Origin of the sequence: Lysinibacillus sp. C5.1 (genome assembly GCF_016350185.1) — a bacterium.
GTDB lineage: Bacteria > Bacillota > Bacilli > Bacillales_A > Planococcaceae > Lysinibacillus > Lysinibacillus sphaericus.
In genome coordinates, this window is the sequence record NZ_CP066226.1 from 2,097,809 (window position 1) to 2,113,045 (window position 15,237).

19 protein-coding genes are annotated in these 15,237 nt (G+C 36.0%); 11 read left to right on the plus strand and 8 right to left on the minus strand.

Features of this window, described 5'->3' with window-relative positions:
- Positions 1 to 3 precede the first annotated feature (3 nt).
- Positions 4 to 876, minus strand: a complete 873-nt coding sequence (locus I5435_RS09935; RefSeq protein WP_024361907.1) for a DMT family transporter — start codon at positions 874 to 876, stop codon at positions 4 to 6.
- Between the two features lie 296 nt (positions 877 to 1,172).
- Here I5435_RS09935 and I5435_RS09940 point away from each other — a divergent pair, with 296 nt between their 5' ends.
- Positions 1,173 to 1,346 (plus strand): hypothetical protein, encoded by a 174-nt coding sequence (locus I5435_RS09940; RefSeq protein ID WP_337983708.1) that lies wholly within the window; start codon positions 1,173 to 1,175, stop codon positions 1,344 to 1,346.
- A gap of 188 nt (positions 1,347 to 1,534) precedes the next feature.
- Here I5435_RS09940 and I5435_RS09945 read toward each other — a convergent pair whose 3' ends face one another.
- A complete protein-coding gene (locus tag I5435_RS09945) occupies positions 1,535 to 1,765 on the minus strand; it encodes a hypothetical protein (protein WP_025219376.1) in 231 nt (76 codons plus the stop codon).
- Positions 1,766 to 1,907: 142 nt separating this feature from the next.
- The gene (locus I5435_RS09950) at positions 1,908 to 2,690 is read right to left on the minus strand and encodes a hypothetical protein (protein WP_024361905.1); all 783 of its coding nucleotides are present in this window, start codon (positions 2,688 to 2,690) and stop codon (positions 1,908 to 1,910) included.
- A 310-nt stretch (positions 2,691 to 3,000) separates the two neighbouring features.
- Here I5435_RS09950 and I5435_RS09955 point away from each other — a divergent pair, with 310 nt between their 5' ends.
- Positions 3,001 to 3,687 (plus strand): DUF1963 domain-containing protein, encoded by a 687-nt coding sequence (locus I5435_RS09955; RefSeq protein ID WP_024361904.1) that lies wholly within the window; start codon positions 3,001 to 3,003, stop codon positions 3,685 to 3,687.
- A gap of 423 nt (positions 3,688 to 4,110) precedes the next feature.
- Here the strand turns inward: I5435_RS09955 and I5435_RS09960 are convergent, their stop codons facing one another.
- Together I5435_RS09960 and I5435_RS09965 are read right to left on the minus strand one after the other, a co-directional pair.
- Positions 4,111 to 4,488 carry a VOC family protein gene (locus I5435_RS09960; RefSeq protein WP_337983709.1) on the minus strand — a complete coding sequence of 126 codons (378 nt, stop codon included), beginning with the start codon at positions 4,486 to 4,488 and terminating at the stop codon, positions 4,111 to 4,113.
- An 88-nt stretch (positions 4,489 to 4,576) separates the two neighbouring features.
- Complete coding sequence (locus I5435_RS09965; protein ID WP_229389573.1) at positions 4,577 to 4,870, minus strand: hypothetical protein; 294 nt, start codon at positions 4,868 to 4,870, stop codon at positions 4,577 to 4,579.
- 122 nt (positions 4,871 to 4,992) lie between these two features.
- Between I5435_RS09965 and I5435_RS09970 the strand changes: the two genes are divergently transcribed.
- From I5435_RS09970 to I5435_RS09980, 3 genes are read left to right on the plus strand one after another with little or no spacing between them, the layout of a single operon-like run.
- Positions 4,993 to 5,181, plus strand: a complete 189-nt coding sequence (locus I5435_RS09970) for a hypothetical protein (RefSeq protein WP_025219380.1) — start codon at positions 4,993 to 4,995, stop codon at positions 5,179 to 5,181.
- A gap of 44 nt (positions 5,182 to 5,225) precedes the next feature.
- The gene (locus tag I5435_RS09975; RefSeq protein WP_036204891.1) at positions 5,226 to 5,405 is read left to right on the plus strand and encodes a hypothetical protein; all 180 of its coding nucleotides are present in this window, start codon (positions 5,226 to 5,228) and stop codon (positions 5,403 to 5,405) included.
- Positions 5,406 to 5,449: 44 nt separating this feature from the next.
- Positions 5,450 to 5,638, plus strand: a complete 189-nt coding sequence (locus tag I5435_RS09980) for an N-acetyltransferase (RefSeq protein ID WP_227665437.1) — start codon at positions 5,450 to 5,452, stop codon at positions 5,636 to 5,638.
- 121 nt (positions 5,639 to 5,759) lie between these two features.
- On the opposite strand, the gene I5435_RS09985 is transcribed toward I5435_RS09980, so the two are convergent.
- Complete coding sequence (locus I5435_RS09985; RefSeq protein ID WP_108030911.1) at positions 5,760 to 6,188, minus strand: hypothetical protein; 429 nt, start codon at positions 6,186 to 6,188, stop codon at positions 5,760 to 5,762.
- 93 nt (positions 6,189 to 6,281) lie between these two features.
- On the opposite strand from I5435_RS09985, the gene I5435_RS09990 reads away from it, so the two are divergent.
- From I5435_RS09990 to I5435_RS10015, 6 genes are all read left to right on the plus strand, one after another.
- Positions 6,282 to 7,970: an AAA family ATPase gene (locus I5435_RS09990; protein ID WP_337983710.1), complete on the plus strand. Its 1,689-nt coding sequence runs from the start codon at positions 6,282 to 6,284 to the stop codon at positions 7,968 to 7,970.
- 627 nt (positions 7,971 to 8,597) lie between these two features.
- On the plus strand, positions 8,598 to 9,110 hold the full coding sequence (locus tag I5435_RS09995; protein WP_024361898.1) for a TetR/AcrR family transcriptional regulator: 513 nt from the start codon (positions 8,598 to 8,600) through the stop codon (positions 9,108 to 9,110).
- Between the two features lie 115 nt (positions 9,111 to 9,225).
- A complete protein-coding gene (locus I5435_RS10000; RefSeq protein ID WP_337983711.1) occupies positions 9,226 to 9,642 on the plus strand; it encodes a DUF3995 domain-containing protein in 417 nt (138 codons plus the stop codon).
- 57 nt (positions 9,643 to 9,699) lie between these two features.
- Positions 9,700 to 10,311 carry a histidine phosphatase family protein gene (locus tag I5435_RS10005; protein WP_337983712.1) on the plus strand — a complete coding sequence of 204 codons (612 nt, stop codon included), beginning with the start codon at positions 9,700 to 9,702 and terminating at the stop codon, positions 10,309 to 10,311.
- Positions 10,312 to 10,433: 122 nt separating this feature from the next.
- Positions 10,434 to 11,270: a D-alanyl-D-alanine carboxypeptidase family protein gene (locus I5435_RS10010; protein WP_024361895.1), complete on the plus strand. Its 837-nt coding sequence runs from the start codon at positions 10,434 to 10,436 to the stop codon at positions 11,268 to 11,270.
- Between the two features lie 390 nt (positions 11,271 to 11,660).
- On the plus strand, positions 11,661 to 12,920 hold the full coding sequence (locus I5435_RS10015; RefSeq protein WP_258842542.1) for a polysaccharide deacetylase family protein: 1,260 nt from the start codon (positions 11,661 to 11,663) through the stop codon (positions 12,918 to 12,920).
- A gap of 78 nt (positions 12,921 to 12,998) precedes the next feature.
- Here the strand turns inward: I5435_RS10015 and gltS are convergent, their stop codons facing one another.
- The gene (gene gltS / locus I5435_RS10020; RefSeq protein WP_337983713.1) at positions 12,999 to 14,183 is read right to left on the minus strand and encodes a sodium/glutamate symporter; all 1,185 of its coding nucleotides are present in this window, start codon (positions 14,181 to 14,183) and stop codon (positions 12,999 to 13,001) included.
- Complete coding sequence (gene hutG, locus I5435_RS10025; protein WP_229389582.1) at positions 14,180 to 15,145, minus strand: formimidoylglutamase; 966 nt, start codon at positions 15,143 to 15,145, stop codon at positions 14,180 to 14,182. Before hutG ends, gltS begins: the two co-directional genes overlap by 4 nt.
- Positions 15,146 to 15,237 lie beyond the last annotated feature (92 nt).

Consider the following 15,237-nt stretch of genomic DNA (forward strand, 5'->3'; position numbering starts at 1 on the left):
GAACTAAATTTTGTTTTGAAAATATATTAAAAAAGTTAATCCGATTAAGATAAATAAGCCTCCTAATAATTGAAGCGGTTGCATAACTTCCTGCAAAAATAGTAAGCCAAAAATAGAAGTAAATATCGGTTCGACCATACTTATCATAGAAACATTTGTTGAATTAAGAATCTGTAGAGATTTAAATAACGTTATTTCGCCAATAATAGTTGAAATAACAACAATGCAGAATACGTAAATCCATGCATTTGAAGTAAAATTCCAATGTAGTTCATTTCTAATTAGGCCAATTAAAATTACACCTAGTGCAGCAAATAAGGTAACATACGTACTTGTTACGACTGGGGAGTTATTATCAGTGACTTTTTTTCCAAGGATCATATAAAGTGCGTAGACAATAGCTGCTAGTAACGCTAAAGCTACACCTTTCATATTTATACCTTGAAAAGAAACCCCTAATAAAAAAATCATGCTAATAAAGGTGAATAATAAAGCGATGATTGATTGTATCTTTAACTTTTCTTTGTAGATAAAAAAAGAAAAAATTGATACAAATATAGGAAATGAAAATAATAATAAGACGGCCATCGATGATGTTAGATATTTTAATGATTCAAAATGCAAGACTGAAAGCAGTGTAAATAACACACCACCTAATAGAAAAAGTAACTTGAAATCCTTTTTGCCTATTTTAAACGTTGTTTTTTTCCATATTAGAAATATAAAAAATAATAAAGAGCTTATTGAAAATCTTAAAACGAGTAATGTATAAACGGACATACCAAAGCTATATGCTTTTATTGCGAAAATAGGCATTATGCCAAAGCATAAAGCTGAAATAATTGCATAAATAGTGCCCTTTTTTAAATCTCTCACACGAACCTTCCTTCACGAATTTATGGAAAGATGAAAAATAATAGCAATGTAAATTTTTATTAATCGCTAGAATCTGTATATTTCATAAGTTTGCTGCAACAGCAATAGATATACCCTCGAGTTAATTTAATCCTATCATTACAAATTCCGACATTACAATGGTGGGATTCCGAAATTTTTGCTTTCGGAGACCGTCAAAATTTGTGCGGACACCGTAAACATTTATGAAAAAGTGATGGAGGGACGATAAAATTTAACGATTAGAAACGCTGGTATAGAGGCGCTTTTGATATACATTGGAGAAATTGTTAAGCTTCTTGCTAACTGTTTTACAAACATTTAATAGACAGGGTGAAATTGATAGAATATGGCAAATTAATGGCGCTGATGAGGATTCATTTGGAACGGTTGAAGTAGGTGAGTATATGAGGTTTGTAGACAAAGAACGGAAAGGATTAACTTTCTTCTGAAAAGGGTCATTAGATTTTAGCGGAGAGTAGGGAAAATGCACACAGCGTTAGCCGCAACCAAACCACTTACAAGTAGAGGGTTGCGGCTAACGCTATGTTGAATGGGAAGCGTCCGCACGTAGCGGAAATCAACTGCAGTAGTTAAATTCTACAGTGGGTGTACGCGCTAAGATGCTATTACCGTCAAGTTATTTGTGTAAAACAAAAAAACCAATAATCGCAATAAAATTGAACAATACATTTACAAGCATATAGACAGGTCGTTGTTCTTTATATGTAACAACCATCGAAATGATAGCTGATACAACCGCTAAAGGAATAGTGACAAAAAAGATACCCCACAAGTAATAGCCATCTATGTATACCATAGCAGTCAGAACAGCAGTAATAATGGTCCATATCATGGTGTTTTTTGACATAATCTCTCCTCCTTATGCTTAAAAATACAAAAAAATCATAGCATAACAAGGCGATTATCGTAAACTAAGAAGCTAAGGTGATAGTGGCTACTAATGGAAAATCGGTGGGTTGAAGGATCCCACCGATAAAGTTTCCAGCTATTTAGTTTAATGCCATGAATTCGTTTAATTCTTCAACTGTTAATGGTTCTGTTTGACCAATCTCCGTATGCACATCAAAGACAGCCGAGTTTCGAATTGTTCCAGTTATTTCACCGGAAGTATTTTTTAGGACACTGGCTGCATTAAGGAACCAAAAGTAATGATCTTGTACTTTCTTTGGGAAATTTGCGCCAAACATGCCGTTGACAAAAATAGGTGCACGGAAATGCATCGTCTCTTTTTTCAATGTACCAACAATTACAATTTTCTTCTTACTTCTTGGGGGTACTGTCACCTCAATTTTTGCTGTGGCTGTTTTAGATTCTGTTTCACTCTTTGATTCTCCTGTAGTCGTACTAAAAGAGAACTCCATGCCTGATTCAAAAATTCCTTCAATCGTAAATTTGGAGGAAAAATTTAACCCAGTTGTACTTTCAGAAGACCATGTTTGTTGACTTTGCCAGCTACCTTGAACTTCTAAAGTCATCGTAGCTGCTTCATCTCCATGATTTACTGCAATATTGCTCCCAACAATGATTGACTTAGGTGGTGCCCCATCTCCTTTTGTATAAGAAAAATCACCAAGTGTTTTGAAACATGGGTGACCATATTGTTCAGTGATTGCAGGCTTAACCCCCTTAAAATATGTTTCACTATTGACGGCGATTCCATCAGGGTTGACTTTGAATTTTTCCTTGAATGCTTCTCTCACTTTGTCATAACTTGAATTCACTGCTGGTAAATCTGCAAACGAAAATTTTTCTCGAATTAGTTGAGTTGTCATGTATCTTCCTCCTAGTATATACGTACTTTGTGCGAGTTACCTCGATGATAAATTGAGTGCTTCCGACCAAGAAACCTCCTTTACTACTTTATTTATTGATACTTAGTATTTAATAAGTACCTCTTTATCACTGTAAAACAATAAATGGAAATGCAATACTGATAAATGTTAATATTTAGGTTATTAACATTTAGATTAAATTTTTTCATGTCTCTACAGAAGCGGGATAGTTAGACAACAGTAAAAAGGCTTTTTGAATTTTTAGGATATTTAATATAATAGATAACAAACATACTAGGAGGAGAAATTATTGAATATTGCACAAATTAAACATGCACTATTTAAAAAGGCTACTATCTTTCAAACAGGAGGATACCGACCAACAGAGGAATTAGGTGAAAGTTGGATTGGCAAAGTTGTATGGGAAAAAGAAGGAGAAACTATTCCATCTAATTTCGACCCTATTTGTACAATGTTTTTATATAATTTACCTTATGTACCAAAGGAATTAACAAGTTATCAATTATTAACCCTATATATGGACTTCGATGTATTCAATAATCTAGATAGAGATGATTTAGTTTCATTTTTTAAGATCAATTGTTATACGGAACTGGATGAATTACAAAAGGTAAATAAACAATCTAAGAAAATAAAGCCTTTTCCTTTAACCCCTGTATTCATTAATAATGATGCACCTGCTTGGGAAGATTCGGATAGTATTGCCCCAGCAATTGAAAATGAAATTTTACGGCTTGAATTTGAGGAGGACATTGAATATTACGATGACATTGTTGAAAAAATATATGCCACGCATAAAATTGGCGGGTATCCTTCTTTTACTCAAAGTGGCGTTTCTTTCGGGGAAGAATACCCATTTATATTTCAAATAAGTTCTGATGAAAAGGCTCGCTTCAATATTATAGATAGTGGTAGTTTTTATTTTTTCTACAATCCAGAAAAAGGGGATTGGATTGTGTACTGTGATTTTTATTAATGTTCGAGTGTGGTGTGTCAAGAGTCCCTAAGATTGAAAAGATGAGGGACATCCTTCGATATTAGAATTTTGCTAAATAAGCCAGTTGACCATTTAACAGGAGGTTGTGAGTTATGATCCGCAATGGAGAATTCAACTACCTGGGAGCTTACAGTGGTGAATGGGTGAGGACGAAGACTATAACTATGCTTTTATAGTAAAACAAAGTGTAACTATAGAAAAAGAGAACAACTTGTCCTTTGTTAAAAAATGAGCTAGGACAATCATTTCCAAGCTCATTTTTCCTGTGCTGTTTAAAGTCATTGTAAGTTGAAGATTTAATCAATATTTGAAATAAAGGATTGGCCTTATAACTATATCAGCATAGCCATTATCTTCCGGTGTACTCTGTGTATCATAAATACCTCTGTTTGTATCCTCAAATTAATAATTAGCAATTTCGATTAAATTGTTGTCAGGATCACGAATATAGACTGAAGTAATGGGGCCAATAGCTCCTGTTCTATTAATTGGTCCTTCTTCTATTCGAATAGCAAATTGATGTAAATGTTTTATGACAGCGGGTAAAGGTACTTCCGTAATGAAACATAAATCAGCACTGCCTGATGTAGGTCTAATGGCTTTAGGTTCGAATTCTTTACCTACTTCATGTAAGTTTATTTTTTGTTGGCCAAAGCGAAGTGCCTTTCTTCCTTCTCCGAATGTCACGATTTCCATTCCTAATATTTGTTGATAAAAAGTACATGTTTCTTTAATATTTTTTACAGTTAAAACTAAATGATCTAGCTGTGTAATTTTCATTTGCAAGCTCCTTTTTTGTCTATTTCGCTTATATTGTAAATGAATAGAAGGGAGACTAAAACTAGTCTTTTTAAAACAACGGGGGCTATTAGCTGAACATATGCCCAATGAATAATGTAAAAGAGATGATTCCTGCAAAAATCAGGGTTAATGTGATTAGTATAAAGCTTAAAAGTAATGACTGTATATTTTTCACATCTTTCAAACCAATCAGCGCTAGAAAAAAACAAGTGATTGTCATAAGCAATACAGCGCTTAAAGGGTGAAAATGAAAGTAAGTTATAAAAAAATTTAAATATGTGGCAGATGAACTGATGATAAAAAATAAAAGGAGGGTGCAAATGAATAGTACCATGGATGCTAGATTTGAATTTACTTCCATACAGTACCTCCTATCTATAGAATGCAAACGATTTTTTTACAAGCTATGTTCCATGCAATGCCAAAATACAAAGGGAAACGGTTATACTTTTTACAATAATAAGTAACAATGGTGGTGACAACATGGGGATCGCAGAAGTGTTAACGGTTATTTTTATTGTGCTCAAGCTAACAGAGGTTATAACATGGTCGTGGTGGTTGGTGCTGTTGCCAGCGATGATTTCTTTTAGTATCTACGTGCTTATTTTAATAGTAAAATTGGGCGTCATTATGGTCACGGTCGTGGCAATGAAGAAACGTAAAGAACGATAGGTGTTACCGCAATTGTCACTATTTTTTAAGTTGGGGTGAAAAAGATGAATGACAATGTAGAAGTTTTATTAGAAAATCATGAAGCATTTGTTACATTTCTAAATACTAAGTTAAGAGAGTTTAATGATGAACATTCATCTTATCATAAAGAAATACGAAAGAAGGGTGCAGTGCAGCCTTTAAATATTATTGTTTCCAACGAGAGGTTTATTGGGATTGGTTAGAAATCAATAAGTTTTGGTTTAGCAAGGAGTATCGAAAACAGGGCTTGGGTGGAAAATTGCTTTTACAAGCAGAAGCCACTGCAATCAAAATGGGCGCTAAAAAGGCATTGTTAACTACCTATGATTTTCAAGCGCGAACATTTGATGAAGCAAGAGGTTATCTAGTTGTTGGGGAAATAAAAGATTATCCGCCTGGAAGTAGCTATTTCACGATGGTTAAACAGTTAGTTTAATCACGTCAATAAGGAAATATTAAGGTACAGTGTAAGACGCAATATTTTGGATGGCGCAGTTTGCGTCTTACTACATATGCTGTTCCTGTTACTAGGTCTTCTTGCTAATTTTTATGTCATATTAAAATAATTTTTCAATATACGTCGTGTCCAATTTATCTAATAGCTTATAGTCTTTCATATAATTTTCTTCATATAAATATACAAAAAGGTGGGTTGAATCATCAATCCGTATGCCGATTTCACGATTATCATTAATCTTGAATGTTAACCAGTATGCCTCTTTTACGTCAGACTTGGCAAAAAGCACTTTGCGAATCGCTTTATCTTCGAACAAATGCATCATTTCATCGATTTTCGCTGTATCTGTTATTGTAATTGTTTTCTCATCAGATGCTCGGATAATTTCAATTTCCTTAATCTGTTCAATATCGAGTTGTTCGATTACTTCCTTATTAAAAGTAGAATCTCGAGTAAGTAAAGTTGTCGCCACATAAAGGATGATAAGGGGTAATAGAATCGTGAAAAGTATTTTATATCTTTTTTTCATGTTGTTCTCCTTAAATTCTAAAAATTCGCACATATGTATTCTGTTCCACGCTATAATTGAGCATATACTGAAATGATAAAGGATGGCAATAAAATGAACGATAATCATCAAGAAAAAGAGCTTTTTTACCCAGATGGGACATTAATGTACCGTGGTGGCGTTAAGAAAAATGATTTTGGTCATGATATATACGATGGCAAGGGGACGATTTTTGATCAAGAAGGTGAACGATTATTCGAAGGTGAATTTGTTAACCATATGAAGCAAGGTAACGGCATCATGTATTTAAAGGGACAAATGATTTATCAAGGCGAATTTATTCAAAATAAAAAACAAGGCAATGGTATTTTATATAAAGATGGAAAGATTTATTACGAGGGCCATTTTCGTAATGATTTAATGGATGGCTATGGTATTTTGTATTTTGAAGAGACTGTTATTGCACCTTTTAAAGAAATACGGGCGCAATATCCGCATTTAAATCGACCACATTATGAAGGTGAATTTGTACATGGCATGAAAAAAGGGAAAGGTACACAATATTACCCAAGTGGTTTTTTACAATATGAAGGCGATTTTATGTGGAACCATATGCAAGGAGCAGGGAAGCTGTACTATGCCCCCGAAACACCAAGCACAGTGGAAATTGAATCTGCTTTAACCCCCCTTTACTATGAAGGGTATTTTTTTGAAGATATGAAGCATGGTAAAGGAAAAGTGTATTCAAGACAGGGGGTACTTGAAGCGGAAGGTCAATTTAAAGAGGATGCGATGACAGGGAAAGGCACTCTTTATTATGCCAATGGACAGGCATCTTATATTGGCGACCTTGTAAATGGAGAAAAGCATGGTCGCGGGGATTATTATAATGAGGATGGTAAAATTATCTATAGCGGGGAGTTTATCCACGGAGAACGTTTACGTATTACGCCTGAAGTAGAGAGAGAGATTAACAAGCTACAGGGGCAATTAGATGGCCTTGTCGGGCTGCCGAATGCCAAGAAGGAATTACATAATTTAATCAACTTCATTAAAATTCAAAGTTTACGTGTCGATCATGGCTTAACGAGTTTTCCAATTACGTATCATCTAGTCTTCTCCGGTAACCCTGGAACAGGCAAAACGACTGTTGCGCGCATTATTGGGCAAATATACAAACATCTTGGTGTATTGTCTAGTGGGCATTTTGTTGAAACCGATCGAGCGGGATTAGTAGCAGGTTATGTTGGTCAAACCGCCTTAAAGGTACAGGAAGTAGTGAAAAAAGCGACCGGTGGTGTGTTATTTATCGACGAGGCTTATTCATTAATTCATGATAAACAAGATGCATTTGGTAAAGAGGCCATTGATAGCTTATTAAAGGCAATGGAGGATTTACGGGATGATTTAGTCATTATTGTAGCTGGTTATACCGAGCTGATGGAGGCATTTTTACAAGCCAATCCAGGTTTTAAATCGCGTTTTAATCATTTTGTGCAGTTTGATAATTTTACTACGGATGAGCTGTATGAAATTTTTGCGATGCTCTGTAAAAATAACGATTACCGTTATGGTGATACTTTTACCCACTATATGAAAGCACAATTAACTCAAATTCCTGTTGAATCCATCCCGAACTTTTCAAATGGACGTTATATCCGAAATGTCTTTGAAAAGCTGGTAACAATCCAGTCGAATCGTTTAATCCAGCAGCCTACTATTACAAGAAATGAACTGATGGAATTTACGGCTTCAGATATTGAACAAGCGATTGCGGAAAATCTTTTTGATAGTACGTTTTAATAGCTAGGAAGTTGACGACCTATAAGCATTCATCATATTCACTATGAACGATTCATATAGTGAATAGATGATTTTTATATAGTAGGGAGAATTTGATGAAAAAAATAGTGCCGTTACTATTGTTACTTGGGTGTGTTTTACCAACATTTTTACACATTACAATCACCTTTAATAACAACATCAATGTCAACAAGGGTAGTAAGAAAGAAGATTAGCTATTTATATGAATGCGATGAGGCTGGGACAAAAGAGAAAAAGTGTTAGATTGATGGCAGTCAATCTAACACTTTTTTGCTGCGCCGTTGTTGTGCGCTTCGGCGTTGCTTTCCGCTCAGCACAGTAAGCCGCAACCCTCGCTAACGCGCGGAATGCCCGCGTCTTACATTGTATGCGTTCTGAGCAGGAGTCACCGCCTTCGCTACCAACAACTAGTGAACACTTCTATTTTTTTTTAAATAGTCAAGTTCCTATAATAGGGAAAATTTACGAACATCTTTCCTCTGTTCCTTAAATTTTTTAGTTATGTCCCATCCTCATTTAAATTCTGTACCAATGTTGTTTGACAAAATTTACAATATGTTATATTCTGTTGAAAACATACGATAGCGTATGTTGGAGGGTGAAATGATGCAATTAACAAGAGAAGACTGGATAAAGGCTGGTTTACATCAATTAGCGGACGCAGGCATACATAAAGTTCGTATTGAAACGCTCGCACGTATACTGAACATAAGTAAAGGTAGTTTTTATCACCATTTTCGTGACCATCAAGAACTGTTAGATGCTATGTTCAATTATTGGGAAATGGTTGCTACAAAGCGCATTATTCATAGTATGGAGCAGGAAGATTCGTCATTAGAAGAGCTTTTTACAATCAGCTTTAGTAGTGATAAAAAAATTGAAATAGGCATTTATACTTGGGCTAAATATAACCAAGTTGTTGCAAAGCGGTTAGTCGACATTGAGGAACAGCGAATTCGTTGTATTGCTCATTTATATCAAAAAAAAGGAAGTGATGAATTAGAAGCGGTCGAACGAGCAAGACTTGCTTATTTAACGTATATAGGATGGATGACAAGGTTTACAGAAAATCCTAATTTTACGATAGGAAAAATGCTTGAACTATTACTAAAGATATAACAAGAAAAGAAACATGTCCCTTGCAGTTGAGTAACTTAAGGGACAAATAAATGACCAAAACATACGTTATCGTATGTTTTGGTATGTAGTATACAAAGTGGGAGGGGAATAGGTAATGATCAGTTTACTACTCGTTGTATGTGTTCTGTTTTTGATAAGCATAATACACGTCTATTGGGCATTTGGTGGTCGTTGGGGTGCGATGGTAGTACTCCCTATAAAGAAAGGCAGCCAAGAACCGGCTTTCGTTCCTCGTAAAATAGGAACGTTATTAGTAGCATTCCTTCTTGTGGTAGCAGCTTTCCTACTCTTAATAAAAGGGATTTACTTACAGAATGTTCAAGAATTTAACTTTTTTACACTTGGTTGTACGGTTTGTGCAGTTATATTCTTGATACGAGCAATAGGAGACTTTAAATATGTAGGATTTTTTAAAAAAATAAAACATTCACAGTTTGCAAGAAATGATACATGGTTGTATAGCCCACTCTGTCTCTTCATTTCTTTAGTGTATTTATTTGTACTTTTTTAACTTTGCTTGTACAATCTGACTAGCAATTGGCAATAGAGAGATAGAGGAGGAACGGGATTGAGGCAAATTATTTATTTACTTCGTCATGGAGAAACGGTTTTTAATACGCAAGGACGATACCAAGGCGAGTTGGATTCACTCTTAACCGATGTTGGCATCGAACAAGTTCAACAAAATGCAGTTATGTTAAAAAGCTTACTAGGCAATCCTCAAGATTGGAAAATTATTTCAAGTTCTTTAGGAAGAGCATTGCAGAGCGCAGAAATTATTTGCGAAACGATAGGCTATGATTTTAATGATGTAGTAAAGGATCATCGACTAGCCGAAGTGGCTGTTGGAGATTGGGCTGGACTTACAATAAAAGAAATTGAAAAGTCTTGGCCAAGTCTTTTAGAAAACACAGACCATTATAATTGGTATTTCAATGCACCGAATGGAGAAAGTTACGACTCGGTTGTTGCTAGATTGACTGATTGGCTCGATAGTGTAAAAGATGAACAAAACGTGATTGTCATATCCCATGGTCTAACTGGGCGGATTTTACGGGGCATTTATGCTGGATTAGCCAAGGACCATGCATTAAAGTTAGATGTATCACAGGATGTATTTTTTAAATTATCCGATAAGAAAATCCAAAACATTTCTCTAGCGTTCGATGATTTTTATTGATATTTAGTAGCTTTTATTACGTAACGCGAAATATTGGCGCAATCCTTAAGAATTTCTTCATAAATATCCTACAGGAATATTCATAATTGCCTCCTATTATAATGTGTGGGAGGCGTTTTTTTATGAAAAAGTTTGTATTAATTTGTTGTATTGGTGTCATCGCATTTTTTTTCTATACGAATAAGTCCAAAGAACAAGTAGTGGATATTGAGCTACCTTCGTTACATAGTAAAAATGCTTTATTGGTAAACGATAGCGGAGAGGTGTTATATGAAAAAAATGCGGATGCTATTATCTATCCAGCATCATTAACCAAAATTATGACAGCCATTGTAGCGATTGAGGCGAGTAAAGATCTTCAAATGCAAACGATGGTTACACCACAAACAATTGCAACATATACTGCGCAAAATGCTTCGATGGCAGGCTTTCAGGCAGGTGATTTTGTAACGATCGAGGATTTACTATACGGTACTTTACTTGCATCAGGTGCAGATGCAACAGCCACGCTAGCAACGGCCATTGCAGGGAGTGAGAAAGCGTTTGTGGAACTGATGAACGATAAAGCACTTGAACTAGGGTTAAATGATACTCATTACGAAAATGTTAGTGGGCTTCATGATCCAGCACATATATCGAGTGTTCGTGATATTAGCAAGCTCTTTCAATATGCGATTGAAAATCCTACTTTTTATAAGATTATGACGACAAAAAGCTACACAACGCAAGTGCCAAATGAGTTAACGATTGCTAGCACTTTATTTTCAAAAATGGATGGGGTCGAAGGTGCCATTCTTGGTGGCAAAACCGGCTATACACCTGAAGCAGGGCTTTGCTTAGCTTCTTTAATTGAAAAAAATGGCGAAGTGTATATTTTTGTTACGACAAATGCGGAAGGGCATGTTTGGACGCCACCTTTACATGTTGAAGATGCAATGGCTGCATATCAAGCACTATAGGAAGATATGGCATAGCAAGCTGAACGGCTTATGCACCAAAAGTAGAGTAAACCACTTGGAAGCTGCTGATTGGCACATATGTTGGGGATGCTGTGAAGGTTAGCAAACTAGCGATAAACGTATGCATGGAAATACAGTGAAATTTAGATTCTGAATGGATAAGATTACATTATCTCAAATAAAGTTTTTGCAAAAGTATAAGAAGGAATTTAACAGTATGCCGCCTATGTGGATTATCAAAAATCATTCTTACAGAACTTTTCAATTAGCAAATCTAGTTGATTCTTACTATTTTCTGGTATAATAACATTATCAGATTTCAATCCTATGTTTTGTATATATTTTACACGGGAGACGACATCAGTGATTGTAAAAAGGCGGTGTAGAATATTGAAAAAATTATTACCTTTTGCGTTATTATGGGCATTTTTATGTAGTATGGCTATTGGGAATCATGTTTCCGCTCAAGCTAGTATGCCTGCTATCCAACAAGTTCTAAAGGATGCGACGGTGTATGAAGAGGCTTCCACAGAAAGCAAGGTGAATGGCTATATTAAACAAGGCAATTTTGTGCAAGCCTCAGCTTTCAATGAGGAATGGATACATATCCGAATGGCACAGTTAGAGGGGTATGTGGAAGCCTCAACATTAGCAGAGCTAACGCCAGAAAAAGCTGTAGTGGCGAAAAAAGGCGGCCTAAACTTAATGTCCTATCCAAGTCCAAGTGCACAAAAAGTTGGACAGCTATATGAAAATAGTATGTTAATAGTGTATGGCATAGCACCTGGTGGTTGGTCATATGTGCAATATGGACATGAATTTGGCTATGTCGCGACAAATGCGCTGAAAAAACCAACTGCGACAAAAAAGCAGGTAAATGCACCTAAAGGGGCTATTATTCATTTAACTGCGAGCCCAAGCGGTGAAGTGCTAGGCACGCTAGCGCATAAAACCATTGTGCAGCAATATACAATAGTAGCAGGCTGGGCGTATGTGGAAGCTGACAATCAAAAAGGGTACATAAAGGCTTCAGAGCTAACGGACTTAACCGTAAATAATAAAGTTTACAACCAAGGAGTACCAGTAGCAAAAGGAGCGAAAAAGCGGGTGGCTTTAACATTTGATGATGGACCGAATGCGAAAGTTACGCCACAAATATTAGCCATTTTAAAGAAATACAATGTAAAAGCAACATTTTTTATGGTTGGGAAAAATGCTTCTAGCAATGCCAAAATTGTAGAGCAAGTGTATAAGGATGGTCATGAAATTGGCAATCATACATGGAATCATCCGAAGCTAACTAATTTAGCGAAAACAAGCGTTAAAGAAGAAGTGGATCGGACAAGCAACGCCATTTACGCAGCTATTGGTCAATATCCAACTGTTTTTCGCCCACCGTATGGAGCGACAAATGACCAAGTACGCTCTGTTATCCCAATGCCTTCTATTTTATGGTCGATTGATACACTCGATTGGAAGCATCGCAATGCCGATAAAATATTAACGTATGTCAAAGCATCTGTCAAAGATGGCAGTATTATTTTAATGCATGATATTCATCAAACGACAGCCAACGGGCTCGAAAATGTTATTCTTTATTTACAGAAACAAGGTTATGAATGTGTAACGGTAAGTGACATATTACAATAATGCATTCTATGAAGTTCTTTCTATAATGGAAGAAGCCGTGCAACGGTCTTATAAAGACTATGCACGGCTTTTTTCATGTTATTTAAATAAGTTAATGGTTGTAATAATAATAGGAATACCAAAGACATCAATTAAAAATGCACCTACAATTGGTACAACGAGGAATGCCTTTGTAGAAGGACCGAAGCGTTGAACAACTGCTGACATATTCGCCATTGCATTCGGTGTTGCACCCAAGCCATGTCCTGCAAAGCCTGCCACCATAACTGCTGCATCGTAGTTTTTACCGAGTAATTTAAATAATACAAAAATACAGAATAGAACGATGAATAGTACTTGTACAAAAACAATGACAAATAGAGGTAAAGCTAAATCGGCAATTTCCCATAGTTTAATGCTCATTAACGCCATAGATAGGAAAACACCTAATGTGACGTCACCGATTAAAGAAATACTTTTCATGTTAATGGCATTTGGTTTCACTTTATCTAAAATATTACGGACCAATACAGCGACAAACATGGCACCTACGTAACCTGGTAATACGAAACCTGTAGCTTCGGAGAATATAGTTCCAACATACGTTCCGACAGCCATACAAAATGTGATGATTACCACTTGTGTAAAGAATGAATCCGATGTAATTTGTTCATGTTTGTTTTCATATTCAATAGCTTCTGCTTCTTGTTCATCTGGTGTTAAATTGTATTTTCCAACTAAATATTTGACAATCGGTCCACCAATTAGACCTCCCGCCACTAAGCCACATGTTGCAGCCGCCGCACCGATTGTCATAGCAGATGAAATTCCTAAATCTTCTAATGTTTGACCGAAAGCAGCCGCCGCACCGTGACCACCTTCCATAGAAACTGCACCTGCCATCATACCGATTAATGGATGAATGCCCATTAGTGAAGCAAGGGATACACCGATAACGTTTTGCATTAGCGCAAGGAACCCACATGCTAGCCAATAAATGACTAATAGCTTACCGCCTAGTTTTACCAGTTTAAAGCTAGCACCTAAACCGATTGTCGTGAAAAAAGTAATCATAAATAAGCTTTGTAATGATGTATCAAGAGATATTTCTAATAGGCCAGTTGTTTTTAATATTGTGGCTAGTGCTGCAAAAAGTAAGCCACCAACAACTGGTGCTGGAATACAGAAACGCTTTAAAAAGTTTATTTTATTAATAAGGAAGCTCCCGAATGCAAATAACGCGACTGCGAGAAATATTGTTGTAATTTGATTAATTTCGATCATGAACCGTTCCTCCTAAGTAAGTTGTTGAGTGCATCATAGACAAAATAAGCACCCAATTTGACTGTTTGACCATTTTCATCTAGTAACGGATTCACTTCACATATATCAAAAGAATGGGTATGTGGATGGGATGCTACTTTTTGAATTACAGCTCGAACCGTTTTGGGATCTAGACCAAAAGGAGAGGGTGCACTAACACCAGGTGCGTAAGCTGTGTTGACAACGTCCATACATAAAGTAAGTAAAATATAATCATGATTATCCATAAATTGCTGTAGATCGTTCATAATGTCCGCGTTGTTGTCTGCTGTCATTTGTTCTTCTAACACATAATTCACTTGCAGCTCATGTGCCTTATCAAACAGCTCTTGTGTATTTCCATAACGTTGAATACCTAGTACAAAATAGTCTGTATGTGGATCTTGTTCTAAAATTTGACGGAACATTGTACCGGATGAAGTTTGTTCATCATATGGTCGTAAATCAAAATGTGCATCGATGTTAATAATGCCGATACGGGCATCTTTTTGTAATGCTGCACGAACACCTAAGTAATGCCCATATAATGTTTCATGACCGCCACCAAGGATAATACATTGCATGTTTTTAGCGCGTAGACCTTGAACAATTTCACCGAGCTCTTGTTGTGCATCCTCTAGTGCATGATTGAGGCAAAGAATGTTACCGACATCGATAATTTCCTGTTGCTCATCAAATGTCCACGGTAAGCTTGCCAGTGCACCACGAAGTGCATTGGGTCCATTCGCTGCACCAACACGCCCTTGATTGCGGCGTACCCCTTCATCACATATAAACCCAACAATCCCAGCATTTTTTTGTTGTGAAGCGCTTACATCGTTAATAGCCAATCGTTTTACTTTTTGATGTAATCGGAAACTACTTGGATTAGTAGTTGAATCGATGCGACCTTTCCATTGCTTTTGATCTGTCATTGTATACATCTCTTTATCAACTCCATTAACATTATTGTTGTAGTGTTAATTTATTATATATTCACATAATTATATTTACTAATATATAATTATTATTAATC

Coding starts and splice junctions, on each gene's coding strand:
- I5435_RS09945 (WP_025219376.1), bottom strand. CDS start 1,765: ATGTCAAAAAACACCATGATATGGACCATTATTACTGCTGTTCTGACT.
- I5435_RS09950 (WP_024361905.1), bottom strand. CDS start 2,690: ATGACAACTCAACTAATTCGAGAAAAATTTTCGTTTGCAGATTTACCA.
- I5435_RS09960 (WP_337983709.1), bottom strand. CDS start 4,488: ATGAAAATTACACAGCTAGATCATTTAGTTTTAACTGTAAAAAATATT.
- I5435_RS09965 (WP_229389573.1), bottom strand. CDS start 4,870: ATGGAAGTAAATTCAAATCTAGCATCCATGGTACTATTCATTTGCACC.
- I5435_RS09970 (WP_025219380.1), top strand. CDS start 4,993: ATGGGGATCGCAGAAGTGTTAACGGTTATTTTTATTGTGCTCAAGCTA.
- I5435_RS09975 (WP_036204891.1), top strand. CDS start 5,226: ATGAATGACAATGTAGAAGTTTTATTAGAAAATCATGAAGCATTTGTT.
- I5435_RS09985 (WP_108030911.1), bottom strand. CDS start 6,188: ATGAAAAAAAGATATAAAATACTTTTCACGATTCTATTACCCCTTATC.
- I5435_RS09990 (WP_337983710.1), top strand. CDS start 6,282: ATGAACGATAATCATCAAGAAAAAGAGCTTTTTTACCCAGATGGGACA.
- I5435_RS09995 (WP_024361898.1), top strand. CDS start 8,598: ATGCAATTAACAAGAGAAGACTGGATAAAGGCTGGTTTACATCAATTA.
- I5435_RS10000 (WP_337983711.1), top strand. CDS start 9,226: ATGATCAGTTTACTACTCGTTGTATGTGTTCTGTTTTTGATAAGCATA.
- I5435_RS10010 (WP_024361895.1), top strand. CDS start 10,434: ATGAAAAAGTTTGTATTAATTTGTTGTATTGGTGTCATCGCATTTTTT.
- gltS (WP_337983713.1), bottom strand. CDS start 14,183: ATGATCGAAATTAATCAAATTACAACAATATTTCTCGCAGTCGCGTTA.
- hutG (WP_229389582.1), bottom strand. CDS start 15,145: ATGTATACAATGACAGATCAAAAGCAATGGAAAGGTCGCATCGATTCA.